The 24,336-nt window shown below is 71.1% G+C and carries 23 protein-coding genes; 12 read left to right on the top strand and 11 right to left on the bottom strand.

Annotated features, from left to right (window positions below; translation table 11 throughout):
* The first annotated feature begins 11 nt into the window (after positions 1-11).
* Positions 12-1,316: an NAD(P)/FAD-dependent oxidoreductase gene (locus ACWF7A_RS24320; RefSeq protein WP_452252771.1), complete on the top strand. Its 1,305-nt coding sequence runs from the start codon at positions 12-14 to the stop codon at positions 1,314-1,316.
* Positions 1,317-1,322: 6 nt separating this feature from the next.
* Here the strand turns inward: ACWF7A_RS24320 and ACWF7A_RS24315 are convergent, their stop codons facing one another.
* Positions 1,323-1,829 (bottom strand): DinB family protein, encoded by a 507-nt coding sequence (locus ACWF7A_RS24315; RefSeq protein WP_452252770.1) that lies wholly within the window; start codon positions 1,827-1,829, stop codon positions 1,323-1,325.
* A 212-nt stretch (positions 1,830-2,041) separates the two neighbouring features.
* Here ACWF7A_RS24315 and ACWF7A_RS24310 point away from each other — a divergent pair, with 212 nt between their 5' ends.
* The 3 genes from ACWF7A_RS24310 to ACWF7A_RS24300 all read left to right on the top strand — a co-directional run bounded on the left by ACWF7A_RS24310 (position 2,042) and on the right by ACWF7A_RS24300 (position 4,085).
* Complete coding sequence (locus ACWF7A_RS24310; protein ID WP_452252769.1) at positions 2,042-2,335, top strand: hypothetical protein; 294 nt, start codon at positions 2,042-2,044, stop codon at positions 2,333-2,335.
* 61 nt (positions 2,336-2,396) lie between these two features.
* Complete coding sequence (locus ACWF7A_RS24305; RefSeq protein WP_452252768.1) at positions 2,397-3,263, top strand: RNA polymerase sigma-70 factor; 867 nt, start codon at positions 2,397-2,399, stop codon at positions 3,261-3,263.
* Positions 3,264-3,338: 75 nt separating this feature from the next.
* Entirely contained in the window at positions 3,339-4,085 is a 747-nt protein-coding gene (locus ACWF7A_RS24300) for an SDR family oxidoreductase (RefSeq protein ID WP_452252767.1), read from the top strand.
* 376 nt (positions 4,086-4,461) lie between these two features.
* Here ACWF7A_RS24300 and ACWF7A_RS24295 read toward each other — a convergent pair whose 3' ends face one another.
* Positions 4,462-7,119, bottom strand: a complete 2,658-nt coding sequence (locus tag ACWF7A_RS24295) for a helix-turn-helix transcriptional regulator (RefSeq protein WP_452252766.1) — start codon at positions 7,117-7,119, stop codon at positions 4,462-4,464.
* A gap of 105 nt (positions 7,120-7,224) precedes the next feature.
* On the opposite strand from ACWF7A_RS24295, the gene ACWF7A_RS24290 reads away from it, so the two are divergent.
* From ACWF7A_RS24290 to ACWF7A_RS24265, 6 genes are all read left to right on the top strand, one after another.
* Complete coding sequence (locus tag ACWF7A_RS24290) at positions 7,225-7,671, top strand: VOC family protein (RefSeq protein WP_452252765.1); 447 nt, start codon at positions 7,225-7,227, stop codon at positions 7,669-7,671.
* Positions 7,671-9,014 carry a dihydrolipoyl dehydrogenase family protein gene (locus ACWF7A_RS24285; protein ID WP_452252764.1) on the top strand — a complete coding sequence of 448 codons (1,344 nt, stop codon included), beginning with the start codon at positions 7,671-7,673 and terminating at the stop codon, positions 9,012-9,014. The genes ACWF7A_RS24290 and ACWF7A_RS24285 overlap by 1 nt, the downstream gene beginning before the upstream one ends.
* Complete coding sequence (locus ACWF7A_RS24280; RefSeq protein WP_452252763.1) at positions 9,011-9,607, top strand: VOC family protein; 597 nt, start codon at positions 9,011-9,013, stop codon at positions 9,605-9,607. The genes ACWF7A_RS24285 and ACWF7A_RS24280 overlap by 4 nt, the downstream gene beginning before the upstream one ends.
* Before the next feature lie 243 nt (positions 9,608-9,850).
* Positions 9,851-10,819, top strand: a complete 969-nt coding sequence (locus ACWF7A_RS24275; protein WP_452252762.1) for an NAD(P)-dependent alcohol dehydrogenase — start codon at positions 9,851-9,853, stop codon at positions 10,817-10,819.
* A gap of 79 nt (positions 10,820-10,898) precedes the next feature.
* Positions 10,899-12,344, top strand: a complete 1,446-nt coding sequence (locus tag ACWF7A_RS24270) for a carboxylesterase/lipase family protein (protein ID WP_452252761.1) — start codon at positions 10,899-10,901, stop codon at positions 12,342-12,344.
* 78 nt (positions 12,345-12,422) lie between these two features.
* Entirely contained in the window at positions 12,423-12,860 is a 438-nt protein-coding gene (locus ACWF7A_RS24265) for a tetratricopeptide repeat protein (RefSeq protein WP_452252760.1), read from the top strand.
* Between the two features lie 45 nt (positions 12,861-12,905).
* Here the strand turns inward: ACWF7A_RS24265 and ACWF7A_RS24260 are convergent, their stop codons facing one another.
* Genes ACWF7A_RS24260 through ACWF7A_RS24250 form a run of 3 tightly spaced genes read right to left on the bottom strand, consistent with a single transcriptional unit; the run spans position 12,906 to position 16,307 of the window.
* Complete coding sequence (locus ACWF7A_RS24260; protein WP_452252759.1) at positions 12,906-14,519, bottom strand: SDR family oxidoreductase; 1,614 nt, start codon at positions 14,517-14,519, stop codon at positions 12,906-12,908.
* A gap of 2 nt (positions 14,520-14,521) precedes the next feature.
* Positions 14,522-15,418, bottom strand: coding sequence for a PDR/VanB family oxidoreductase (locus ACWF7A_RS24255; protein ID WP_452252758.1), 897 nt, complete (start codon positions 15,416-15,418; stop codon positions 14,522-14,524).
* 31 nt (positions 15,419-15,449) lie between these two features.
* Complete coding sequence (locus ACWF7A_RS24250; RefSeq protein ID WP_452252757.1) at positions 15,450-16,307, bottom strand: metal-dependent hydrolase; 858 nt, start codon at positions 16,305-16,307, stop codon at positions 15,450-15,452.
* An 83-nt stretch (positions 16,308-16,390) separates the two neighbouring features.
* Between ACWF7A_RS24250 and ACWF7A_RS24245 the strand changes: the two genes are divergently transcribed.
* Both ACWF7A_RS24245 and ACWF7A_RS24240 read left to right on the top strand, forming a co-directional pair.
* Complete coding sequence (locus tag ACWF7A_RS24245; protein ID WP_452252756.1) at positions 16,391-17,002, top strand: TetR/AcrR family transcriptional regulator; 612 nt, start codon at positions 16,391-16,393, stop codon at positions 17,000-17,002.
* 248 nt (positions 17,003-17,250) lie between these two features.
* The gene (locus ACWF7A_RS24240) at positions 17,251-17,601 is read left to right on the top strand and encodes a DUF4386 domain-containing protein (protein ID WP_452252755.1); all 351 of its coding nucleotides are present in this window, start codon (positions 17,251-17,253) and stop codon (positions 17,599-17,601) included.
* Here ACWF7A_RS24240 and ACWF7A_RS24235 read toward each other — a convergent pair.
* The 6 genes from ACWF7A_RS24235 to ACWF7A_RS24210 form a co-directional block, all read right to left on the bottom strand.
* A complete protein-coding gene (locus ACWF7A_RS24235) occupies positions 17,539-18,495 on the bottom strand; it encodes a class I SAM-dependent methyltransferase (RefSeq protein ID WP_452252754.1) in 957 nt (318 codons plus the stop codon). The two genes, ACWF7A_RS24240 and ACWF7A_RS24235, sit on opposite strands and share 63 nt — an antisense overlap.
* Positions 18,496-18,809: 314 nt before the next feature.
* On the bottom strand, positions 18,810-19,637 hold the full coding sequence (locus ACWF7A_RS24230; RefSeq protein WP_452252753.1) for an SGNH/GDSL hydrolase family protein: 828 nt from the start codon (positions 19,635-19,637) through the stop codon (positions 18,810-18,812).
* A gap of 7 nt (positions 19,638-19,644) precedes the next feature.
* The gene (locus tag ACWF7A_RS24225) at positions 19,645-20,505 is read right to left on the bottom strand and encodes an SGNH/GDSL hydrolase family protein (RefSeq protein ID WP_452252752.1); all 861 of its coding nucleotides are present in this window, start codon (positions 20,503-20,505) and stop codon (positions 19,645-19,647) included.
* A 62-nt stretch (positions 20,506-20,567) separates the two neighbouring features.
* Positions 20,568-22,769 (bottom strand): heavy metal translocating P-type ATPase, encoded by a 2,202-nt coding sequence (locus ACWF7A_RS24220; protein WP_452252751.1) that lies wholly within the window; start codon positions 22,767-22,769, stop codon positions 20,568-20,570.
* Entirely contained in the window at positions 22,759-23,601 is an 843-nt protein-coding gene (locus tag ACWF7A_RS24215) for a hypothetical protein (protein ID WP_452252750.1), read from the bottom strand. Before ACWF7A_RS24215 ends, ACWF7A_RS24220 begins: the two co-directional genes overlap by 11 nt.
* A 17-nt stretch (positions 23,602-23,618) precedes the next feature.
* Positions 23,619-23,900 carry a metal-sensitive transcriptional regulator gene (locus tag ACWF7A_RS24210; protein WP_452252749.1) on the bottom strand — a complete coding sequence of 94 codons (282 nt, stop codon included), beginning with the start codon at positions 23,898-23,900 and terminating at the stop codon, positions 23,619-23,621.
* Positions 23,901-24,336 lie beyond the last annotated feature (436 nt).

The following is a 24,336-nucleotide window of genomic DNA, read 5'->3' as shown; positions in this document are numbered from 1 at the left end:
GAGGAGGACGGATGTCCGCTCGGCCGCGGGTCCTGGTGATCGGCACCGGGTTCGCCGGATTCCACTGTCTGCGCACGCTCGAACGCACGCTGCCCGAGGACGCGGCCGAGCTGGTCGCGATCAACCCCGTCGACTACATGCTCTACATCCCGCTGCTGCCCGAGGTGGCGGGCGGTGTGCTCGACCCGCGCCGGGTCGCGGTGCCGCTGCGCAACAAGCTCAAGCGCACCAGGCTCGTCCTGGGCGCGGCCACCGGCATCGACCTCGCCGGCAGGTGCGTCCAGGTGACCGACGTCGAGGGCCGCTCGTCCTCGAGGTCCTTCGACCGGCTGCTGATCACGTCCGGCAGCGTCACGCGCCTGCTCTCGATCCCCGGTGTGGCCGAGCACGCGAAGGGCTTCCGGACCATCGCCGAGGCCATCCACCTGCGCGACCACGTGCTGCGGCAGCTGGAGCTGGCCGACCAGTCCGACGACCCCGAGGAACGCCGTGCGCGCTGCACGTTCGTGGTGGTGGGTGCGGGCTACACGGGTACGGAGGTACTCGCGCAGACGCAGCTGCTGACCCAGGACGCCTGGCGGCACCTGCCCGGGCTGAAGGACGTCCCGCCGAGGTGGATCCTCGTCGACATCGCCCCGCGCGTGCTGCCCGGCCTGGACCCGAGGCTGTCGGGGCCGACGAAGAAGGTGCTGATCGAGCGAGGTGCCGAGGTCAAGCTGGAGACCAGCCTCGAGGAGATGACCGCGACGTGCGCGCGGCTCTCCGACGGCAGCGAGATCCCGACGCGGACCGTCGTGTGGTGCGTCGGCGTCCGGCCCGACCCGCTGGTCGGCACGTTGAACAGGCCCGCGACCAACGGCCGCGTCGACACGGACACGTACCTGAAGGTCTGCGACGACGTGTGGGCCGCCGGAGACGCGGCCGCCGTGCCGGATCTGGTGCGACCCGGCGAGATCACCGCCATGACCGCCCAGCACGCCGAACGCCAGGGCAAGACCGCGGCGCACAACATCGCGGCGTCGCTCGGCCACGGCACGCCCCGCGAGTACCGGCACAAGGACCTGGGGTTCGTCGTCGACCTCGGCGGCTGGCAGGCGGTCGCGAACCCGCTGGGCGTGCCGCTGACGAGCCTGCCGGCCAAGGCCGTGACCCGCGGCTACCACCTGATGGACCTGCCGTACGGGCGGTTCCGGACGGCGGCGAACTGGATCACGGAACTGGGCGCGGGGCGGCAGATCACGCACTTCGGCGTCGTGCCGGATCGCGGGATCACGCTGGCGCAGGCCGACCTGCCACCCGCGGCGGCGGGGCATTGAGGTACGTCACGCCCCGGTGACGCCGTCGATGCCCTCGCGCAGGAAGTCCGCATGGCCGTTGTGCCGCGCGTACTCGTGGCAGAGGTGGTTCATCACCAGCCGCAACGACACCTGCTCGCCCCAGCGCGGCTGGTAGCCCGTCACGTCCAGCGACTCGGCCTCGCGCTCGATCCGGCGTGCGTGCTCGACCTCGGTCCGCCACGCCTCGAACGCCTCGGACCGCGTGGAACCCGAGGCGTCGTAGGCGACCTGGTAGTCGCCGGTGCCGGACCACACCAGCGGGACGTCCTCGCCGTTGATGACCTTGCGGAACCACGTCCGCTCCACCTCGGCCATGTGCCGGACGAGACCGAGCAGCGTGAGCGTGGACGGCGGCATCGAGCGGCGGCGCAGGTCGTCGTCCGACAGGCCGTCGCACTTCATCGCGAGGGTGGCGCGGTGGAAGTCGAGGAACGCGCGCAGGGTCTCGCGTTCGCCGGCCCGCAGGGGAGGGCTGGGGCGTTCGGTGGTCACGTGATCAGTTTGCCTTGGACCGTTCGAGTGAGGCGGGCAACCGGTGGCGGCGGTCCCGCGTGGCCGTGCCCGACGGGTGTGAACCGCGTTTCGCCAAGGTGCACGGCACCGACAGCCGCGTGCAACCTAGTTGCGGCCGGGGGAGAACACCAACGACCTGATCGTGTGGACGGGCGGGAAGCCTTGGGTCGTCCACGAGCTGCGCACCTGCGGTGGGCGGGTACACCTACGCGGAGGCGATCCGCGGTGGCAGGGTGGTCGGCTACCACGTCGAGGACGGCGGCACCTCGTTCGCCGTCAACGCGAGCGGGCTGATCACCGGTGAACAGTCCACAATGGCCGGTCATCAGGCGGTCTGGGGAGACACGACCTTCCTGGGTGAACTGCCTTACCCCGGCGGCGTCACGTTCGTCTCCGAGCTGTTCGTCGTGGGCGACGACAACTCGCTGTTCAGCCACGCCGGCGAGTACGGCCCGCTGCGCCGGAGCTGTTCGCGGCCCGTGTGAGGCGCCACATCACCCCTCTCTCCGATCGGCGCTAACGTTGCCGTGACGAGAGGGGTGGTGGATGACCCGGCAGCTCGACGAGGCCGAGTCGGCGTTCGCGGCGGCCCGGCCGAGGCTGTTCGGCATCGCGTACCGCATGTCCGGGAGCGTGGCCGACGCCGAGGACCTGGTGCAGGAGGTGTGGCTGCGCTGGCAGCTCGCCGACCGGACCGCCGTGCTCAACCCCGAGGCGTACCTCGCCACCGCGATCACCCGGCTCGCGATCAACGAGTCCCAGACCGCGCGGGCCCGTCGCGAGACCTACGTCGGCCCGTGGCTCCCCGAGCCCGTCGACACCTCCGCGGACCCGCAGGTGGGCGCGGAACAGGGTGCCGTGCTGGAGCTCGCGGTGCTGATGCTGCTGGAGAAGCTGACCCCGACCGAACGCGCCGCGTACGTGCTGCGCGAGGCGTTCGACTACCCGTACAAGGAGATCGCCGAGATCGTGCAGACCAGCGAGGTCGCGACGCGGCAGCTGGTCAGCCGGGCGCGCAAGCACCTCGCGGACGAACGGCGCGTGCCCGTCGAGCGCGCGGACCAGCGCAAGCTGCTGGAGGCGTTCGTGGCGGCGGCGCAGGCGGGCGACCTGGCGGCGCTCGAGAAGCTGTTCGCGCAGGACGTCGTGAGCTGGTCCGACAGCAACGGCGCGATCCGGGCGGCCGGTCGACCGTTGTTCGGCGCGGCCTCCCTGGCGAAGATCATCTCGGGGTGGGCTCCGACCTTCTGGGCCGGGGCGCAGGCGTCGTTCGTCGAGGCGAACGGGCTCGACGCGGTCCGGCTGCGCAAGGACGACGGCACCTACGCCGTGATCACCGTGACAGCGTCCTCGGAAGGCATCGACCAGGTGTTGTGGCTGGTCAACCCGTCGAAGCTGGGTGCGTTCCAGTAGGCCTGTCACAACTTCGAGGGCTGTCCTGTCTTAGCTCGTGAACACCCCCGCAGGGAACACGAGAGGGATGAACCCATGAGGATCGTTGTCATCGGCGGCACCGGTTTGATCGGCAGCCAGGTCGTGAAGCGGCTCGGGGAGCACGGCCACGACGCCGTGCCCGCGTCCCCGAACAGCGGCGTGAACACGCTGACCGGAGAGGGCGTCGAGGAGGTGCTGAAGGGCGCCGACGTGCTGGTGGACGTGTCGAACTCGCCGTCGTTCGCCGACGACGACGTCATGAACTTCTTCACCACGGCCACGACGAACCTGACCAAGGCCGCGGCCGACGCGGGTGTCGGCCACTACGTCGCGCTGTCGATCGTCGGCACGGACGAGCTGCCCGAGTCCGGCTACCTGCGCGCGAAGGTGGCGCAGGAGAAGCTCATCAAGGAGTCGGGCCTCACCTACTCGATCATCCGCGCCACCCAGTTCTTCGAGTTCGCGGGTGCCATCGCGAACTCGGCCGAGCAGGACGGCGTCGTGCACCTCCCGCACGGCGGCGTCCAGCCGATCGCGGCCTCCGACGTCGCCGCGGTGGTCGGCCGGACCGCCGCGACCGAGCCCGTCAACGGCGTGCTCGAGATCGGCGGGCCGGAAGAGTTCACAATGGACGGTTGGATCCGCACGGTGCTGGTGCAGCGCGAGGACGAGCGCGAGGTCGTGGGCGACCCGCAGGCCAAGTACTTCGGCACGTTCCTGACGGGCAAGCAGCTCGTGCCGAACCCTGGCGCGCAGCTGCAGCCGACGAGCCTGCGGGACTGGCTGGCCGCGGGTAACTGAGTTCGTCGGTGAGTGCGGTCGAACGGCCGCACTCACCCACACCGGCCCGCGCGAGCACCACCGCCGTCGAGCTGCCCGGGTTTCCCGGCACCACCGAGCAGGAAGCCTCGGCGATCAACGACGCGGGCGTGGTGGCCGGGTCCGCGACGATCGACGGCACGACGACTCGGTTCGACGGCGGAGGTCGTGGGTCCTCGGCTGACCCTCGGCGGCTAGGCGCTGTCCTGCAAGTCTCGTTGGGCGACAGTGGCGGCCGAGGGACCCGGAGGCGGCACCGCCGCAACGCCCGGATACGCCCGGTATGAGGGCGTCGCGGCGGCACCGCCTCCGGGTCTCTCGCCCGCGCCTTTCACCGAACGAACTTGCAGGACAGCGCCTAGAACTTCGCGTCGCGCAACTGGCGGCGCGAAGTCACCCCCACCTTCCCGAACACCTTGCGCAGGTGCCATTCCACGGTGCGCGGGCTGATGAACAGCCGCGTGCCGATCTCCGGGTTCGAGTACCCCTCCCGCGCCAGCCGCGCGATCTGGTACTCCTGCGCGGTCAGCTCGTCCGTCGGCTCGGCGGTCCGCTTGCGGGCCGTCTCGCCGGTCGCCTGCAGCTCCCGCGTCGCCCGGTCCGCGAACGTCGGCATGCCGGCCGCCGTCAGCACCTCGTGCGCGCTCCGCAGGTGCTCCCGGGCCTCGACCCGCTGCCCCTCGCGCCGCAACCACTCGCCGTACAGCAGATGCGCGCGCCCCAGTTCGCCGCGCAAGGCCGTCTGCTCGAAGAAGGCGACCGACTCGGCGAACGCCGACGGGTCCCCGGCCAACGCCCGCAGCCGGGCCTTGAGCCCCAGTGACCACGGCGTCTCGACCCAGTCCGCGGAACGGTCGAGCGCCTCGGACACCAGGGCGGTGTCACCGGTGCGGGAGGCGGCCTCGGCGAGTTCGGACGTGATCAGGCAGCTGTAGACCAGGGTGTCGGACGCCCAGACGCGCACCGCGGCGTCGCGGGCCAGGTCGTGGCGGCCCAGTCCGTTGTGGAGGATCGCGGCGGTCCAGTCGGCGATCACCGCAAGCCGGCCCTGGCCCGCCGCCACCGCCTCCGCGCGGGCGGCACCGGCCAGGTCCTCGCCTCGGTAGGCGGCCCGCAGCAGCAGCGCGTAGCCGACCGGAGGGGTGCCGGTGACCTCCGAGATGCGCTGGTCCTCCTCGATCAACGCCTGGGCGGCGGCGGGTTCGCCGGCGAGGAGTTCGTTGTCCGCCAGGAAGTTCAGCGCGAACTGCAGCTGCACGAGCGCGCCGGCGTCGCGGGACAGGCGGACCTGCTGCTGCGCGAACGCCCTGCGCGTGTCGAAGTCCCACATCTCCGTCGCGACGATGCCGCCCGCGCGGTTGCCGAACAGCCACGGCGCGCGGCTGATGTCGTCGGCGCCGACCTTCAGCACCCGCACCGCGTCCAGCGCGTGGGCCATGGGTTCGACGGCCGCCGCGTACCCGGACGTGATGCGGGTCGTCAGCGCGTCGAGCACCAGGTCGAGGGCGCAGGCGGGGGTGCGGGCCGGGGGAGCGGCGCGGGCGGCGTCGGCCAGCGGCGCGCCCGCCCAGATCGCGGCGGAGAGCGCTTCGAGGTGCGTCTCGCGGGCCAGGTCGGCGTCGAACGGCGCGAGCCGGCGGGCCGCGCTGAACAGCAGCGGCGCGGCGTCGGCGACCCGGCGCTGGTCGAACGCGATGTGCCCGCGCAGGTGCTCGGCCTGGGCGCTGCGCTGCTCGTCGGGCGGCCCGGCCTCGACGGCGGACAGCAGCCGCAACGAGGCGTCCAGCGCGCCCGCGTCCCGCTTGGCCCGTGCGGCGGCGAGCTCGCGGGATGCTCGGCGGCCCGGTTCGGGGGTCAGCACGGCGGCCTGTTCTAGGAACGCGGCGGAGGCCAGCAGCCCGCCGCGGGCCTGGGCGCGACCGGCCGAGTTCTCCAGGTCGGAGGCGACCTCCTCGTCCGGCGCGGCGGTGCCCTGCGCCCGGTGCCAAGCACGGCGGTCCGGGTCGATGGCCGGGTCCGTCACGTCGGCGAGCGCCCGGTGCACGCGCAGCCGGTCCACCGCGGACGCCGACCGGTAGACGGCCGAGCGCACCAGCGGGTGCCGGAACTGGACGCGGGCACCGAACTCGATGAGCCCGGTCTCCAGGGCGGCGGCCGCCGGGTCCGCACCCAGGCCGAGCAGGCCCGCGGCCCGCCACAGCAGCGTCGCGTCCCCGAGCGGTTCGGCGGCGGCGGTCAGCATCAGCAGCCGGGTGTCGGCGGGCAGCGGTGCGATCTGCCGGACGAAGCTCTGCTCGATGCGGCTGGTCAGCGGCCCGGCGTCCAGGCCGTCCGCCACCTCGCGCGGCAGCTCCAGCAACGCGAGCGGGTTGCCGCGGGCCTCGGCGACGATCCGGTCGCGCACCCGGCCGTCCACCGGGCCCTTGATCACCGACTCCAGCAACGCGCGGGCGTCGGCGTCGTCGAGGCCCCGCACGAGCAGTTCGGGCAGCCCGTCGAGGTAGTCGTTGCCGTCACGCAGCACGAAGACCAGCGCGATCCGTTCGGCGAGCAGGCGCCGGGCCACGAACCCGAGCACCGCGGACGACATCGAGTCGAGCCACTGCGCGTCGTCGACCAGGCACACCAGCGGCTGCTCGTCGGCGACCTCGGCGAGCAGCGTCAGCACCGCGAGCCCGACCATGAACCGCGTCGGCCGGGGCCCGGAGGCCATCCCGAACGCCGTGCCGAGCGCCTCGCGCTGGGGTGGCGGCAGCCGGTCCAGCCGGTCGAGGAACGGCACGCACAGCTGGTGCAGCCCCGCGTACGGGAACGCGCTCTCGGACTCGACGCCCGCGGCCCGGGCCACCCGGAAACCCGAGGCCCGCGTCGACACCTGGTCGAGCAGCGCGGTCTTGCCGATCCCGGCCTCTCCGCGCAGGACCAGCACCTGACCAGCACCGGAGCGCGCCCGCGTGAGCAGTCGTTCCAGCGTTTCGCCCTCAGCACGTCTGCCGAGCAGACCTTCGTCCGACACGGGCCGAGCCTACGGGCCAGGGAGTGACCAGGGTGTTCCACGGGTTCGAGCGACCCCCTTGCGGGAGCAGTCTCATGTCATCGACGAACGAAGGAGAGGAACCCGATGGACTACAAGTTCGAGGTGACCGTCATCCCGGTGAGCGACATCGACCGGGCGGTGCACTTCTACAAGGTGCTGGGCTGGCGCTTCGACGCCGAGTTCGCCGACGACGAGGGCTACCGCCTGGTCCAGTTCACGCCGACCGGCTCGCCCGCGTCGATCATCTTCGGTACCGGCGTCTCGAACGCCGAGCCGGGCAGCGCCGAGGGCATGCACCTGATCGTCGACGACATCGAGGCCGCCCGCGACGACCTCCTCGCCCGCGGGGTGCAGGTCAGCGAGATCTTCCACGACAAGACCGGTGTCTTCCACCACGCCGGCACCGCGGGCCGGGTCAGTGGCCCGGACCCCGCCCGCACCAGCTACGGCTCGTTCGCCTCGTTCAGCGACCCGGACGGCAACGGCTGGGTCCTGCAGGAGGTCACGACGCGCCTGCCGGGTCGTGTGTGATGGCGCGCGACTACGACGTGATCGTCATCGGCGGCGGATCCCCCGGCGAGCACTTCGCCGCCGCCGTCGCCGGGGGCGGGCTGCGGGTGGCCCTGGTCGAGCGCGAGCTGCTCGGCGGTGAGTGCTCGTTCTGGGCGTGCATCCCGTCCAAGACCCTGCTGCGCGCCGGTGAGGCCGTGGCGGCGGCGCGCGAGGTCCCCGGCGCCCGTGAGGCGGTCACCGGCGAGATCGACGCGAAAGCGGTGCTGGAGTGGCGTGACTTCATGGTGTCGTCCTACGACGACGCCGGCGGCCAGAGCTGGGCCGAGAGCGCCGGGATCGACGTCCTGCGCGGCCACGGCAGCATCGCCGGGCCGGGCACCGTCGCGGTCGGCGACCGGACCTACACCGCCGACCACATCGTGCTCGCCACCGGCTCGTCGGCGTTCATCCCGCCCATCCCTGGCCTCGCCGACCTGGACGTGTGGACGAACCGCGAGGCCACCGGCGTCCAGGAGATCCCGCGGCGGTTGCTGATCCTCGGCGGCGGACCCGTCGGTGTCGAGATGGCGCAGGCGTTCCTGAGCCTCGGTTCCGAGGTCGCGCTCGTCGAGGGCAACGACCGGGTGCTGCCCCGCGAACCCGAGGCGGCCGGCCGGGCGCTCACCGAAGCGCTGTCCGCGCAGGGCATCGAGCTCCACCTCGGTGTGCACGCCCAGAAGGCCTCGTTCGAGAACGGCGAGTACGTGCTCGACCTCCCGGACGGCACGCGGCTGCGCGGAGACGAGCTCCTCGTCGCCACCGGCCGCCGCCCGCGCGTCGAGGGCATCGGTCTCGAGACCGTGGGCGTCGAGGCGAACCCGCGTGGCATCACCACCGACGAGCGGATGAACGTGGCGGACGGCATCTGGGCCGTCGGCGACGTGACGGGCCAGTGGAACCTCACCCACGTCGGCAAGTACCAGGGCCGCGTGGCCGCCGCGAACATCCTCGGCACACCGTCCAAGGTGGACTACAGCGCCGTTCCCCGCGTCGTGTTCACCTCCCCCGAGGTCGCCGCGGTCGGTGCGGCGGAAGGGAAGTACACCGCGACCGCCCACCTGTCCGGTGTCGCGCGCACCGCCACCTACACCCGTGAGTACGCCACCAAGCCCGGATTCCTGACCCTCGTGTCCGACGGAGAGGTCCTGACCGGCGCCTACGCCGTCGGCCCGGAGGCGGGCGAGTGGCTGCAGCAGGCCACCGTCGCGATCCGCGCGAAGGTCCCGCTGTCCGTGCTGCTCGACGTCATCCAGCCGTTCCCCACCTTTTCGGAGGCGTTCCTCAACGCGCTCCGCGACCTGGCAAAGGAAGTAGCGAAGTGAAGAACCTCGACGAGATCGACATGAAGCTCGAAGTCACCGTCATCCCCGTCACGGACGTCGCCCGCGCCACGGAGTTCTACACCCGGCTCGGCTGGCGCCAGGACGTCACCCCGTCGCACGTCGTGCAGTTCACCCCGCACGGTTCCAACGCGTCCATCCACTTCGGTGAGGGCGTCACGACCGCGGAACCCGGTTCGGGCAGACACTTCCTGATCGTCGCGGACGTCGTCGAGACGCACGAGGCGTTGCTGGCGGCCGGGATCAAGGTCGGCCCGCTGTTCCACGGCGGCCCGGACGGCCCCGTCGAGGGTGCCGACCCCGAGCGCCGCAGCTACGTCACGCGCGCCGAGCTCGCCGACCCGGACGGCAACACGTGGATCCTGCAGGAGGTCACGACCCGCCTGCCCGGCCGCGTCACCGCCGACGACACGTCCTACGACTCGGTCACCGACCTCGCGGCGGCGTTGCGCAGGGCCGCGGTGGCCCACGGCGAGCACGAGAAGCGCAACGGCGGCGAGTACGACGAGAACTGGCCCGAGTGGTACGCCGAGTACATGGTCAAGGAGCAGACGGGCGAACAGCTTCCGCAGTAGGTCCGGGCGGGTGGACGAAGAAGTGTCAGAGCGCTGCGCGGAACGCCGAGTCCCTTGGCGTTCCGCGCGCTTCGTGCCGCGGTGACGAGGTTCGGTGAGGCGTCCGGACCGGTACGCCGAGGACGTCGCCAGGGCCCAGGAGTTCGCCCGTGACGTGGCCTCGGGTGGTGTCCCTAGGGGCCGTCCCTGATGCGCCGGGCGGTCACCGCCGCTTACCTTCTCCCGCAAGCGAGGGAGGGCCCGATGAAGGCGATCGTCCAGGACAGATACGGCTCCGCGGACGTGTTGGAGCTGCGGGAGGTCGAACGGCCCGTGCCCGGCGAAGGCGAGGTGCTGGTCCGCGTGCGGGCGTCGTCGGTGAACGCCGCCGACTGGCACTTCATGCGCGGTGACCCGTACTTCGCGAGGCTGTTCATGGGGTGGAAGGGACCGAAGGCGCGGATCCGGGGGATGGACTTCGCGGGCGTGGTCGAGGAGACCGGGCCGGGCGTGGGCGGCATGGTGCAGGTCGGGGACGAGGTGTTCGGGGAGGCCGAGGGGTCCTTCGCCGAGTACGTCCGGGTGCGCGCGGACCTGGTGCAGCACAAGCCGTCCAACCTCACGTTCGAGCAGACGGCGGCGCTCCCGCTGGCCGGCAACACCGCGTGGTCGGGGCTCGAGGACCTGCGGGCCGGGCAGAAGGTGCTGATCAACGGCGCGTCCGGCGGGGTCGGGCTGATGGCGGTGCAGATCGCCAAGGCGCGCAAGGCGATCGTGACCGGAGTGTGCAGCACGCGCAACGTCGAGCAGGTCCGCGCGGCCGGCGCCGACCACGTCGTGGACTACCGGACCACGGACTTCACCCGCTCCGGGCAGCGCTACGACCTCGTGTTCGACCTGGTGGGGAACAGGTCGATGGGCGAGCTGCGGGGATCGCTCGCCGAGGACGGCACGCTGGTGCTCTCCGGCGGCGGCAGCTTCACCGGCGGAGCGCTGTTCGGCCCGTACCGGCTGATCATCCAGGGCAGGCTGCTCTCGTCGTTCTCCCGGCACCGGCTCCTGGTGCTGGAGACCAAGCCCAGCAAGGAGAACCTGGCCGCGTTGCGGGAGCTCGCCGAGTCAGGGCGGCTCGTGCCGGTGATCGAGCGGACCTACCCGCTCACCGACGCACCGGACGCCATCCGGCACGTCGAGTCGGAGCACGCGCGAGCGAAGGTCGTCGTCACGGCCTGAGCGGCGCCGAGACCCGGCCCCGGACCGGTGAGCGGTAAATCCCTGGCGTTCTCGCGGGGAGTGCGCCGACGATTCCGGCATGGTCGAGGTACAGGTCACCGGCGGAACGGTTCGCGGCAGCGCCGAGCAGGGGATGGCGGTGTTCCGCGGCATCCCGTTCGCGGCACCGCCGGTGGGGGCCGCGCGGTTCGCCGCGCCCCAGCCGGTGGTGGCGTGGGACGGCGTGCGGGACGCGCTGGAGTTCGGGCCACCGCCACCGCAGGCCGCGGTGTTCGGCATGGACGGCATCGGCACGGCCGGTGACGAGTGGCTGACGGTGAACGTCTGGTCGCCTCAGGGGGCCGGTGACCTGCCGGTGATGGTGTGGATCCAGGGCGGCGCCTACACGGTCGGCATGTCCGGGCTGCCCGACTACGACGGCGCGCTGCTCGCGTCGGGCGGGGTCGTCCTGGTGACGTTCAACTACCGCGTCGGCGTCGAGGGGTTCGCGCTGATCGAGGGCGCTCCGGCGAACCGCGGGCTGCTGGACCAGGTCGCCGCGCTGGAGTGGGTGCGCGACAACATCCGCGCGTTCGGCGGTGATCCGGCCCGTGTGACGGTCTTCGGCCAGTCCGCGGGTGGTGGCTCGGTGGCTGCGTTGCTCGCCATGCCGCGTGCCGCCGGGTTGTTCCACCGCGCGATCGCGAGCAGCTTGCCGGGAACGTTCTTCAGTCCCGCGCTGGCCGCCGACATCGCCGCAGTGTGCGCCGCCGAACTGGGGCTGCGCCCGACCGTCGCCAATCTGTCCACTGTGGAGCCCGACCTGCTGCCGGCGGCGGGTGACGAGGTGATGGCCAAGATGCGGCAGTTCACGCGGTGGGGGCCGGTCGCCGAGAAGATGATCCCGTTCGCGCCGGTGGTCGACGGGGACGTGCTGCCGGCGACGCCCTGGGAGGCGCTGAAGGCGGGCGCCGGGCGTGATGTCGAGCTGCTCGTGGGGCACACGGTGCACGAGCAGCGGCTCCTGTCCGTGCTGGAGGGCCTGGTGGGCTCCGTGACGGCAGAACAGGCGTCGGCGGCGTTGGAGGTGTTCGCTCCCGGCCTCGCGTATCCGGACCTGGAGCCGGAGGAGCTGTTCGAGACGGTCTGCTCGGACTGGCTGTTCCGGATGCCGTCGCTGAAGCTGGCGGAGGCACAGGTGGCCGCGGGGGGCAGGGCGCACGTCTACGTCGTGGCTTTCGAGCCGACCGAGGCGTTCCGCGCGTGCCACGGGATGGACGTGCCGCTGGTGTTCGGCACCCTGGACCGGGGGCAGTCGGCCGCGGTGCTCGGGGAGATCACACCGGTCGTGCGGGAGGTGTCCGCACGGATGCGGGCGGCGTGGACGGGCTTCGCCGCCGACGGCGATCCGGGATGGCCCGCCTACTCCGCCGCGCGGCTGACGCGGGTGTTCGACGTCCGAGACGACGTGGTGGCCTACCCCGAGGAGCGGTCGCGGATGATCTGGCGGTACCACTCGTTCGACGCGCTTCTCCTTGCGCGGTAACGCGTTGGGCCCCCCGGTTCTGACCGGGAATACCTGCGTCCGCGCGGCGTTGTACGGGTCCGGAAGGGAGGTTCTCCGATGAACGAGTTCTCCGTGCACGACAGCACGATGTTCAACGCCTACCAGCCGAATGGTGAGGTGGCGGCAGATCGCTGGGTGACGGTGCGGCACCTGTTCGACGCCGGTCACGTCGAGACCCCCGCCGAGAAGTGGGAACGGGCGCAGCTGCTGTTCGAGTCCCGCGACTACATCAAGGCCGCCGAGCTGCTGGCCGCCGTCGCGGGCGAGGTGCCGTTCCAGACGGACCTCCACCTGCTGCTGGCGCGCGCCTACTACCACTCGGCGCAGCTGGGCAAGGCCGAGGCGCGGCTCCGGGTGATCGTGGACCGCGACCCGGTCGAGCACTACGCCCACCTGCTGCTGGGCCGCACGCTGGAGCGGCAGGGCAGGCCCGAGGAGGCCGCGCCGTGGCTCCGGTTGGCCGCCGCCTTCGGTGGCGACCTGGCCGAGGTCTAGCAGTGTGAGAACGAGGGCGGCCCCACCGGCCGCCCTCGACCTGTTCTACCCGACGTCCAGCTTGGCGAACGCGCGCAGCAGGCCCGGCGCGACCCGGCTGGCGAGCCGTGCGGCCTTGGCCTCGGCCGTCACCGGCACGACGGGCTTGTTGCGGCGCACCGCCCGCACGATCTGGGTGGCCACCCCCTCGGGACCGAAGCCGCGCCGGGCGTAGAGCCGGGACGCACGGTCCTGCTTGCGGCGTTCCTCCTCGGAGCTGACGCCGGAGAACGTCGTGGTCGCGGTGATGTTCGTGTTCACCACCCCCGGACAGATCGCGCTGACGCCGATCGCGTGCGGTGCGAGCTCGGCCCGCAGGCAGTCCGACAGCATGAACACCGCCGCCTTGCTGGTGGCGTACGCGGAGAGGATCTTCGACGGCAGGTAGGCCGCCGCCGAGGACAGGTTCACGACGTGACCGCCCTCCCCGCGTTCGACCATCAGCTCACCGAACGCCCGGCAGCCGTGCACGACGCCCCACAGGTTGACGTCCAGCACCCGTTGCCACTGCTCGGTCGAGGTCGACAGGAACGACCCGGAGTGGCCGATGCCGGCGTTGTTCACGACCACGTCCGGCACCCCGTGCTCGTCCGCGACCTGCAGCGCCCACGCCCGCACCGCCTCCTCGGACCGCACGTCGACCTCGTAGGCGTGCCCGTCGACCAGCCCGGCGGTCTCCTTCGCCGCGGCGAAGTCCACATCGGACACCACGACCTTCGCGCCGGTACCGGCGAACGCCACCGCCGTCGCCCGGCCGATGCCGCTGCCGCCACCCGTGATCACGACGAGCTCGCGTTTCGGCGTGGAGTCCCCGACGAACTCGCTGATCATCCGCGCCACCGGCTCCGGGTGGCTCAGCGGAGCCCAGTGCCCTGCCGCGATCCTGCGGCGGGTGAGCGACGGCACCCAGCGTTCGAGGTCGAGCGGTTCGGTGCGGATGTACCGGTCGTGGATCGGCTGGACCACCTGCACCGGCATCGGCGCGAGACGCTGCCGCGGCGACCGCATGACCTGCCGGATGTTGGCCCGGTACAACGAGATCCCGCGCACCGCGTCCGACGTGATCGTCCGCGCGGGCTCGACCTTCACCCCCTCCACCCGCTGCAGCACGCCACCCCAGCGCGGCCCGAGGTAGAACCGCCAGAACAACGGCGCCACCACCGGCACGTGGAACGCGGCGATGTACCAGGACCGGAAGAACTGCCGGAGATGAGCGACCGACAGACGTTTGCGCGACCAGTGCCCCATGTGGTCGAGGCACGGCCCCGAGAGCGACGTGAACGTGGCGATCCGCGCACCGGGCGTGGTCACGGCCTCCCAGGACTGGATCGACCCCCAGTCGTGCCCGACCAGGTGCACGGGCTCGTCCGGGCTGACCGCGTCGATCACCGCGAACAGGTCCGCCGCCAGCCGTTCGAGCCGGTAGCCGTCCTCAGTGGACGGCGCGGTCGACTCCCCGGCCCCGCGCACGTCGTAGGTGACGACGCGGAAGTCCTTCTCCAGCAGGGCGGCCACTCGGTCCCAGACCTCGTGCGTGTCCGGGTACCCGTGCACCAGGACCACCGTCGGGCCGGCCGTGCCGCGCACCTGCACGGCGAGTTCGACTTCCCCGGAACGCACCTTCACAGTTCCTCCAGAACGAGCCTGTCACCACTGGGCCGGTCCACGCAGATCCGCACACCGCCGACGTCGCACGTGCCGCAGAACCCCTGACGGCACGAGTAGGCGACGGAGGGCCGGAAATCCCTGATCACGTCGAGTGCCGACCGGTCGGCCGGCACGTCGAGGGCTACCCCGCTGCGCCGCAGCTCGACCGTGAACGGCCGCCCGTCGACGATCGGCGGCGGGCTGAAGCGCTCGAAGTGCAGCCAGCGCGACGAGAACTCGGCCCGCACCTGCTCCAGCATCGACGCCGGCCCGCAGCAGTAGACGGCGCCACGAGGCGAAGCATCCCCGAGCAGCTGCGGTCCACGCCCGATCCGCACGTCGACGCGGCCGGACGGCAGCTCGTCCAGGAACGGCATCGACGCCTCCGACCGGCCGCAGTACACGAGCCGCCAGTCGAGGCCCGCCTTCGCGGCCGCGTGCACCATCGGCAGGATCGCGGTGATCCCGATGCCGCCCGCGACGAACACGACCGGCCCGAGCCCGGCGAACGGGAACGCGTTGCGCGGCCCCCGCACCTGGATCCGGTCGCCGATCCGCAGCGCCTGCACCTCGCGTGAGCCGGCGCCGACCTCGCGGACCGCGATCCGGTAGGTGTCCTCGGCCGGGTCGCCGCACAGCGAGTACTGCCGGCGCAGTCCGGAGGGCAGGTGCAGGTCGACGTGGCAGCCGGGTTGCCAGGCGGGCAGCGCGGCGCCGCCGAAGCGGAGGCTCACCACGCCGTCCGCGACCTGGGTGCGTTCGACGACGGTGAGCCACAACGCATCCCGCGCGACGCCGGGTCGCGCGCGCCCGCCGAACCGGGTGACGGCGGCGTCGTAGAGGGTGCCGAACCGGGTCAGGCCTCGCAGCATCGGAGCACCCTCCCGGTCGAGTCGCGGCGCATCAGTGCGCCTCGCGCGCGGCGGGGGAGGAGGCGAGGTACGCGATCGCCTGCGCCGTCGACCCCTCCTGCCTCGGGTGGTAGGCGGGGTGGAAGTACCGCAGGAACGCCCGGAAGATCTCCGACAGCTTCGGCAGCAGCCCGCGCCGCCCGGCCCGCATCGCCTCGCGCCAGGTGAGCCGGACCCTCGTGGTCCGGTCCGCGCGCACCATGAACCGCGCGCCGCGCACCCACAGGCCGAACAGCACGGGCGCGACCAGCAGCATCGTCCGCGCTCGCCGCACGTACCGGCGGTCCAGGTGGCACATCAGGTCGTACGCGACGCTGCGGTGCTCGACCTCCTCGGCCGCGTGCCAGCGCAGCAGGTCCAGCATCACCGGGTGGATGCCCGCCCGGTCGAGCGCGTCGGCGTTCAGCATCCAGTCGCCGAGGTAGGCGGTGAAGTGCTCGACCGCGGCGACGATCGCGACCCGTTCGATCAGCTGCTCGCGGGCCTGCGCCTCGGTCAGGCCGGGCCCGGGGCCGAGGATCCGCTGGAACACGTGCTCCATCTGGCGCGTGAACGGCCGCGGGTCGAGACCGTTGGCGAGCAGGTGGTCGAGGACCTCGCTGTGCGCCTCGGCGTGCATCGCCTCCTGCCCGATGAACCCGAGCACGTCCTCGCGCAGCGTGTCGTCGGTGATCAGCGGCACCACCTGCTGGAACGTGCGCACGAACCACCGCTCGCCCTCGGGCAGCAGCAGGTGCAGGACGTTCATGACGTGCGTGGCCACGGGCTCGTCCGGGACCCAGTGCATCGGCAGGGTCGACCAGTCGAACTGCACGTCACGCGGCTGCAGAACGAGGTTGTCCGGCTCCATCGCAGTACCTCCACCGACTCTGCCGCCAATTACTACGCCTGCGTAGCTTTGTGAAAGCTACGCCACCGTAGCAATATGGTCCCGTGAACACAACGCGTCGGAAGTACGCCCGCCGCCTGCCGCCCGAGCAGCGCCGCGAGCAGTTGCTGGACGCCGCCCTGAGCCTCATCCCGGCCGGCTTCGACACCGTCACGATGGAGTCCGTGGCGAAGGAAGCCCAGGTCACCAAGCCCGTGCTCTACGACCTGTTCGCCAACCGGGCCGAGCTCATCAGCGCCCTGCTCGAACGCGAGGCGGGCCGCGCCACCGAGCAGGTCCTCGCCGCCCTGCCGACCGACTTCGCCACCCGGTCCCCGGACGACGCCTTCGCCGACGCCGTCCGAGTGTTCGTGACCGCCGTCGTCGAGGCCCCCGACCGTTGGCGCCTCGTGCTGCTGCCGCCCGAGGGGACCCCTCACGAGTTCCGCGCGCAGGTCGAACTCGTCCGCGCGGGTGTCCTCGCCCAGATCGAGGACCTGGCCGCCCTGGGCCTGAAGGAGCTGGACCGCCTCGACGACCTCGACTCGGCCCTGCTCGGTCACGCGATGCTCGCGCTGGCGGAGATGTCCGGCCGCCTCGTCCTCACCGACCCGGAGAAGTTCACGCCGGACCGGCTGGCTGCCTTCGTGACCCGGATCGCCCACGGCCTGCGCTGAGCACCGACCGCATGTGGAGCAACGCCTCCCGGTCGCTCATCCCCGGCGCGTCCGTGACCATCCCCTTGACCAGCGTCGACGCCACGCACACTGACCGCACACCGCCGGGAACGAGCATCGGCGCCATGACAGCACGTGTTGCTGGATCCCTCTTCATCGCGCCGACGTTGTTCCCCGTCCTCACACGACACGGCGAGGGCATGGCGATGGGGTAGGTCGTCGCCAGGACGCTCGAGGTCGTCTTCCTGATGTCCGCCGTGGCACCGCCGGCGCGCGTTCAGGTCGACGAAGTCTGGGGCCACGCCGGCGCGATCTACTTCTGCGCCGGCGTGGTTTTGCTCAACGTCCTGCTGTTCAGGTCCAGGCTGGTGCCGCGTTGGATCTCGGTGTGGGTGCTCGCCGCCGTGGCGCCCTACTTCGCCGGCGCCGTGCTCGTGTTGTTCGGCGTCCTCTCACAGACGCAGGCCGGCGCGCTCTTCGTGCCGTTGGCGCTGAACGAGATGGTGCTGGCCGTCTGGCTGCTCACCCGCGGGCTGTCAGCCCCTCCTGGTCCGGACGTGCGTGAGCACCGCCAGCCCGGTCGGGTCGAGGTTCAGTGACGCGTCGCAGCCCGGCAACAGCGCGCGGATGGCGCGGTCGTCGCGTTCGATCACGGACCAGTCCATCAGGTGCTCGAGCGTCCACTTGTACGGGTTGCCGGGCTTGATGCTGGAGAAGTAGAACGTGCCGCCCGGACGGCAGAGCCTGGTCAGCACGGCCTCGGTCAGCCGCACGGCCGCGCGGTCGTTCATGTAGTCGTAGAGGCCGTTGACCAGCACGAGGTCGAACGGGCCGAGCTCGGCGAGCTTCGGGATCGCGCGGAACACGTTGCCGGGGACGGCGGTCGTGAACTCGTTGAGCAGCCCGAGCCGCTTCTGGGCCAGCTCCAGCGCGTCCGGGTCGACGTCGGTGAGCACGAACCTGTCTCCAGGGCGCACGATGCCCGGCGGGATGAGCCGAAGGTCGGGGGCGGCGCCGGCGGCGATCACCAGCACCGAGCGGGGGCCGTTGCGCTGCGCGGTGAGCGTGTCGCTGATGAGCCGGGCCTGGTGCATCACCCGGTTGCGCTGCTGCTGGGTGATCGCCGAGCTCTGCAGGTGCGTCTCGACGTGCCAGCCCAGCGTGCCCGGCGGGGCCTCGTTCGCCTGCGCCATGACGTGCTCGACCAGCCGGAAGTCGCTGGGGTAGCCGCGCGCCCACTCGTTCTCGTCGCGCATGAAGGGCGAACGCGAGCACGCGGACCGCGCGGGCTGGACGATCGCGGCGATGTCCTCGTCGGGGACGCCCGCCTGCACGCTCGCGCCGATCTGCGCGCCGAGCGTGCGCAGCCGGCCTCCGACCAGCATGTGCGCCGACGGGTCGGTGAGGTTGAACTCCCTCTCACTGCGCAGGAAGCCGTCGACGGCGTCGCTGAGCCGGTGCAGGGCGTCAGTGGTGTGCGGCAGCACGGTCATCGAACACTCTTCCTCGTCGCGGCAACGGTTCCAGAGCCTGTCAGGCGGAGCGGCTGATCAACAGAGTCTTTCGGGTAATACGGGGAAAACCCAGCTCCGGTTCGCGGGCCGGTCTCAGGGTCGCAGGCTGTGGGAAGACGAACGCTGGAAGCCACTCGGAAGGAGCAGGAAATGATCGAGTGGCTGAACGAGTTCGGCGCATGGGCGTGGCACGGCACCACAACGAGCTGAGCTGGTACATCAGGCGCGATCGAGATGCTCGCCGCCGAACGCGGGCACCTGCTGGGGAGGGGACGACGGTGCGCGCGCGGAGTTCAGCGGCTCGCCGCGATGACGGCCTCCGCGATCGCCTGATGACCGGCGGCCGTCGGGTGCACGTCGGTCTCGTCGCAGTAGTGGGTGAGCGTGCAGACCTCGGCGACCGAGGCCGGGATCTGGCCGTACCTCGGGTCCTCGGTCAGGTCGGTCAACGCGCCGTAGCCACCGGTCGTCCCCGTCACGTCGACGAACGTCGCGCCGAACTTCGCGTACTCCGCGGCTATCGCGCCGTTGAAGTCCTCGTACAGCGCCACCGACGTGCGCGCGAGGTCCTCGCCGTTCGGGAACGACGGGTTCACCCACGCGCCGAGGAACACGTCCGGGTAGCTCAGCCCGACGATCTTCACGTCCGGCGCCGCCTCGCGGAACCTCGTGAGCGCGGTGGCGATGTTGGTCCTGGTGTCGCTGATCGCCGCGGTCGCGCACTCCGTCGGGTCCTGGGCGACCGCGCACGGTTCCAGCAGGTCGTTGCTGCCGATCACCATCGTGACCAGGTCGGCCTCGCCCGAGCGCAGCACGTCGACCGTCACGTCGACCTGGGTCCTGCCACCGGCCTCCGGTTCGCAGGCCTCTTCGGCGAGCAGGTCGGCCGAGGTGGCGCCGTTGCAGGCGACGTTGACGAGCCCGAGACCGGAGCGGGCGGCGACGATCTGGGCGAAGCTGTCGCCGGTGCCCTCCGGGCCGTACCCGGTGGCGTAGGAGTCGCCGAGCGACACGTACAGCCGCTGCCCGGCCGGTACGGGGGTGCTCAGCGGTGGCTCCGGTGCGCACGCGGCGAGCGCCATCACCAGCGCTGAGCTGACCACCAGGGGGAACGTCCGCACGCCGTGATCAACGCCCGGCCGCGGTGACGGCCTCCGCGATGGCCTGATGACCGGCGGGCGTCGGGTGCACGTCGGTGCGGTCGCAGAAGTAGGTGAGCGTGCACACCTTGGCCACGGAGGCCGGGATCTGGCCGTACTTCGGGTCCTGGGTCAGCTCGGTCAGGGCGCCGTAGCCGCCGGTCGAGCTCGTGACGTCGGCGAACTTCGCGCCGAACCTGCCGTACTGGGCCGCGATCTTGGTGTTGAAGTCCTGGAACATCGTGACGGACAGCCGGGCGAGGTTCTTGCCGTTGGGGAACGACGGGTTCACCCACGCGCCGAGGAACACGTCCGGGTACGTCAGCCCGACGATCTTCACGTCCGGTGCGGCCTCGCGCAGTTCGGTGAGCGTGCCGGCGACGTTGGTCTGGATGTCCGCGACGGTCCTCGTCGCGCACTCCAGCGGCTCCTGCGACAGCGCGCACGGCGCCAGGTCGTTGCCGCCGATCACCACCGTGACCAGGCCGGCCTTCTTGCCGCGCAACGCCTCCACCGCGGCGTCGAGCTGGGTCTTGCCGCCGCCGTCGGGCCCGCAGGCGGGCCTGCTGGCGAGGTCGGCGGACGTGGCGCCGTCACAGGCCAGGTTGATCAGCTTCAGGTCCGCCTGCTTCGCGACGATCTGGGCGAAGCTCTCGTTCCTGCCGCCCGGTGCGAAGCCCGTCGCGTAGGAGTCGCCGATCGACACGTGGACCTGCTGCTCGTCCGTCGGCGGTGCGCTGCTGCTGGGCGCGGGCACCGGGGCGGAGGCGGGCGGCGGCGTCGCGGTGCACGCTCCCAGCGCCACCAGCAGCGCCAACACCGGTGGCACGACCAGCGCGAACCTCGGCACACCTACTCCTGTCCATCGGAAGCTGATGTGCCGAGGCTACGAGATCGCCCGTGAGGGTCCTGTCAGCGGAAGGCGCGCAACCGCAGACTGTTGCTCACCACGAACACCGACGAGAACGCCATCGCCGCGCCCGCGATCATCGGGTTGAGCAGGCCGAGCGCCGCCAGGGGCAGTGCCCCGACGTTGTACGCGAACGCCCAGAACAGGTTGCCCTTGATCGTCGTGAGCGTGCGCCGCGACAACCGGATGGCGTCGACGGCCGCCCGCAGGTCACCCCGGACCAGCGTGAGGTCGCTGGCCTCGATCGCGACGTCCGTGCCGGTGCCCATGGCGAGGCCCAGGTCGGCCTGGGCGAGCGCGGCGGCGTCGTTCACGCCGTCGCCGACCATCGCCACGACCCGTCCCTCGTCCTGCAGTCGCTTCACGACGTCGACCTTGTCGGCCGGCAGCACCTCGGCGACGACCTCGTCGATGCCGACCTCGGCCGCCACCGCCTCGGCTGCGGCCCTGTTGTCGCCGGTCAGCAGGACCGGGCGCAGGCCGAGTTCCCGCAGGCCCTCGATGGCCTGCTTCGAGGTGGGTTTGACGGTGTCCGCGACCACGAGCACTGCGCGGGCCTTGCCGTCCCAGGCGACCAGGACCGCCGTGCGGCCCTGCTGTTCGGCCGCCTCCTTGGCTTCGCGGAGGTCCTCGTCGAGCCGGACGCTCCAGTCGTCGAGCAGGCGTTCTCGGCCCACCAGCACCGCGTGGCCGTTCACCACCCCCTGGACGCCCAGGCCTTCTACGTTCTGGAAGTCCTCGACTTCCAGAACGTCACCTGCGGCGTTGACGATCGCCCTGGCGATCGGGTGTTCCGAGGCGTTCTCCAGGGCGGCGGCCAGTTCGAGGGCTTCTTCTTCGGATTCGCCTTCGGCGGTGTGGACGCTCACCAGGCTCATTTGGCCCGTTGTGACGGTTCCGGTCTTGTCCAGCACCACGGTGTCCACGCGGCGGGTGGACTCCAGCATCTCCGGGCCCTTGATCAGGATGCCCAGCTGGGCGCCTCGGCCGGTGCCCACCAGCAGCGCGGTCGGCGTGGCCAGGCCCAGGGCGCACGGGCAGGCGATGATCAGCACCGCCACCGCGGCGGTGAACGCCGCGCCCGCGCCGCCGCCGGTACCCAGCCAGAAGCCCAGGGTGCCCACCGCCAGGGCGATCACGATCGGGACGAACACCGCGGAGATCCGGTCGGCCAGGCGTTGCACCTCGGCCTTGCCGTTCTGCGCCTGTTCGACGAGCTTCGCCATCTGCGCCAGTTGGGTGTCCGACCCGATCCTGGTGGCTTTGACGACCAGCCGTCCGCCCGCGTTGACCGTGGCGCCTGTGACGTTGTCGCCCGGGCGCACCTCCACCGGGACCGACTCGCCGGTGAGCATGCTCGCGTCCACCGCCGAGCTGCCCTCCTCGACGACGCCGTCCGTGGCGATCTTCTCGCCTGGCCTGACCACGAAACGGTCGCCGACCTGCAGTTCGCCGGTGGGGATCCTCGTCTCGCGGCTGTTTCTGATGACGGCTACTTCTTTGGCACCCATTTCCAGGAGCGCCTGCAGCGCTGCTCCCGCGCGTCGCTTCGATCGTGCTTCGAAGTACCTGCCCGCGAGGATGAACGTGGTGACGCCCGCGGCCACCTCCAGGTAGATGTTGCCTGTGCCCGCTGTCCTTTCGATGGTGAACGTGAAGCCGTGGGTCATGCCCGGGGTGCCGGCCGTGCCCAGGAACAGGGCGTACAGCGACCAGAGGAACGCTGAGGCGACGCCGATCGAGATCAGCGTGTCCATGGTGGCCGCACCGTGCTTCAGGTTCGTCCAGGCCGCCTTGTGGAACGGCCATGCCGCGTAGGTGACCACCGGTGCTGCCAGGACCAGGGACAGCCACTGCCAGTGGGTGAACTGGAAGGCCGGGATCATGGCCAGGGCGACCACCGGTGCGGACAGGACGGTGGAGGTGATCAGCCGCTCTCGCAGGGACCTCGTGGGGTCCGGTCCTGAGTCTTCCGAGTCTTCTGTGGTGGCGGTCGGGAGTTCTGCCGTGTAGCCGGTCTCCTCGACCACCCTGGCCAGGTCCGCCGGGGTCAGGGTGGGTGGGTAGCTGACCCTGGCCTTCTCGGTGGCGTAGTTCACCGAGGCTTCCACGCCGTCCAGCTTGTTGAGCTTGCGTTCGATCCTGGCCGCGCAGGACGCGCAGGTCATGCCGCCGATCGAGATCTCGATGGTGTCAGTGGCCATGACCGCCCTCCTCGTGGGTCGTCAGGGTGAACTCGGCCGTGCGGACCTCGTCCTCGTGCCGGAAGTCCAGGAACAGGCGGTACCGGCCCGGCGTGGGGACCTCTACCGCGAACTTCACCTGGTCGCCCTGTTCCGGGTGGACGTGCAGGTAGGCCAGGTCCGAGGCGCGTAGTGCCACCAGGTGGCCCTTGGCGCCCAGGTAGTTCTGCAGGGTGGTCACCTTGGTGCCGTTCTTGGTGACCTCCGCCGTGAGCGTTGACGCCTTGGTCGTGGTCAGGTCGCCTTGGAGGGTGACCTCGTAGCCGTCGACTGTGAACGTGCGGCTGTCCTGGTGGGTGGCCGGGCGGTAGTCGCCTGGTTCCTGGACGTCGGTGCTCAGGACGGTCTTGGGGCCGTTGTGCGGCTTGAAGTCGGCGAAGATCTTGTAGCTGCCGGCCTCGGGGAGGGTCGCAGGGATCGACCAGGTGCCGTCCGGAGCCATCTCCGGGTGGACGTGCTGGAAGTTCTTGCCGTCCCTGCGGACCAGGACCAGGTGCAGGCGCTTCTCGTGCTCCACGTCGAACCCGGTCACCGGGGTGCCGTCCCGGTCCTCGATCCTGAAGGCCAGCCGGCTGTTGTCGATCAGGCGCAGGGTGTAACCGTTGTCCGAGGTGGACAGTCCGGGTGGGACCTTTGCCTCGTTGCCGCTGTGGGTGTCGCCATGTGCTGGAGCCTCGTCGTGGGCCGCGGAGGGCGCGGGTGGTCGAGGGGCTGCCGCCCCCGCCGCCCAGGTACCGCCGAAGATCACTGCCAGCGTTGTGGTGTAGAGGGCCACCTTGTAGCCGGTTCTCACGGTCTTCTCCCTGTGGGTTAGGAGCGGACCAGGCGGGCGATGGCGTCGGTCGCTTCCTCGATCTTGTCGGATGCTGTCGTGCCGCCCTCGGACATGGCCTGGCTCACGCAGTGCTTGAGGTGCTCTTCGAGCAACCCCAGTGAGACCGCCTGCAACGCCCTGGTGGCAGCGGAGATCTGGGTGAGCACGTCGATGCAGTACTCGTCGTTCTCGATCATCCGTTGCAGGCCGCGGACCTGGCCTTCGATTCTGCGTAGGCGGCGGTGGTGGGCGGCTTTTTCCTGGGCGTAGCCGGGCATGTCTCGCTCCTGTCCTTGCCTGTCGCGCGGCCGGGGGTCCGGGGGAGCGGTGGGCTTGGTGTCTTTATACCCTAGGGGGGTATGGGTATGTCAAAGGGTGGGGGTGTTGTTGCTGGTGGTGGCTGGTGGGGTGGGGCGCCTTGAGAGCGGCGACCTTTGCGTGGGGCGACCTTTGCGTGGGGCGACCTAAGACGGTGGTCACCTTGCGGGCGGCCAGGTCACCTTGCGTGCTTCCCCTGGGGCTCTGCCCCAGACCCCGGCAATCTGATCAGGGGGCCAGCGCCATGCGTGGGTAGATGGCACGCCTGTTGCTTAGAGCGGCCGGCTGTTTCGTAGTTTGCTTGCGTTGGCGGTGGGGTCCCATCACGAGCCGAGCCAAGAGCGAGCCACATGCCTGAGGGGGTGTCAAGCGGACGAAAAGCATGTCCGCTTGACA

Source organism: Lentzea sp. NPDC055074 (genome assembly GCF_053608005.1).
Note: the sequence above shows the minus strand (reverse complement) of the source record. Positions and strands in the feature narration are given on the sequence as shown.

Bases quoted from the DNA above. Each gene is read 5' to 3' on its own strand.
- ACWF7A_RS24320 (WP_452252771.1), top strand. From the start codon at position 12: ATGTCCGCTCGGCCGCGGGTCCTGGTGATCGGCACCGGGTTCGCCGGA.
- ACWF7A_RS24305 (WP_452252768.1), top strand. From the start codon at position 2,397: ATGACCCGGCAGCTCGACGAGGCCGAGTCGGCGTTCGCGGCGGCCCGG.
- ACWF7A_RS24300 (WP_452252767.1), top strand. From the start codon at position 3,339: ATGAGGATCGTTGTCATCGGCGGCACCGGTTTGATCGGCAGCCAGGTC.
- ACWF7A_RS24290 (WP_452252765.1), top strand. From the start codon at position 7,225: ATGGACTACAAGTTCGAGGTGACCGTCATCCCGGTGAGCGACATCGAC.
- ACWF7A_RS24285 (WP_452252764.1), top strand. From the start codon at position 7,671: ATGGCGCGCGACTACGACGTGATCGTCATCGGCGGCGGATCCCCCGGC.
- ACWF7A_RS24275 (WP_452252762.1), top strand. From the start codon at position 9,851: ATGAAGGCGATCGTCCAGGACAGATACGGCTCCGCGGACGTGTTGGAG.
- ACWF7A_RS24270 (WP_452252761.1), top strand. From the start codon at position 10,899: ATGGTCGAGGTACAGGTCACCGGCGGAACGGTTCGCGGCAGCGCCGAG.
- ACWF7A_RS24265 (WP_452252760.1), top strand. From the start codon at position 12,423: ATGAACGAGTTCTCCGTGCACGACAGCACGATGTTCAACGCCTACCAG.
- ACWF7A_RS24255 (WP_452252758.1), bottom strand. From the start codon at position 15,418: ATGCTGCGAGGCCTGACCCGGTTCGGCACCCTCTACGACGCCGCCGTC.
- ACWF7A_RS24250 (WP_452252757.1), bottom strand. From the start codon at position 16,307: ATGGAGCCGGACAACCTCGTTCTGCAGCCGCGTGACGTGCAGTTCGAC.
- ACWF7A_RS24240 (WP_452252755.1), top strand. From the start codon at position 17,251: ATGTCCGCCGTGGCACCGCCGGCGCGCGTTCAGGTCGACGAAGTCTGG.
- ACWF7A_RS24235 (WP_452252754.1), bottom strand. From the start codon at position 18,495: ATGACCGTGCTGCCGCACACCACTGACGCCCTGCACCGGCTCAGCGAC.
- ACWF7A_RS24220 (WP_452252751.1), bottom strand. From the start codon at position 22,769: ATGGCCACTGACACCATCGAGATCTCGATCGGCGGCATGACCTGCGCG.
- ACWF7A_RS24210 (WP_452252749.1), bottom strand. From the start codon at position 23,900: ATGCCCGGCTACGCCCAGGAAAAAGCCGCCCACCACCGCCGCCTACGC.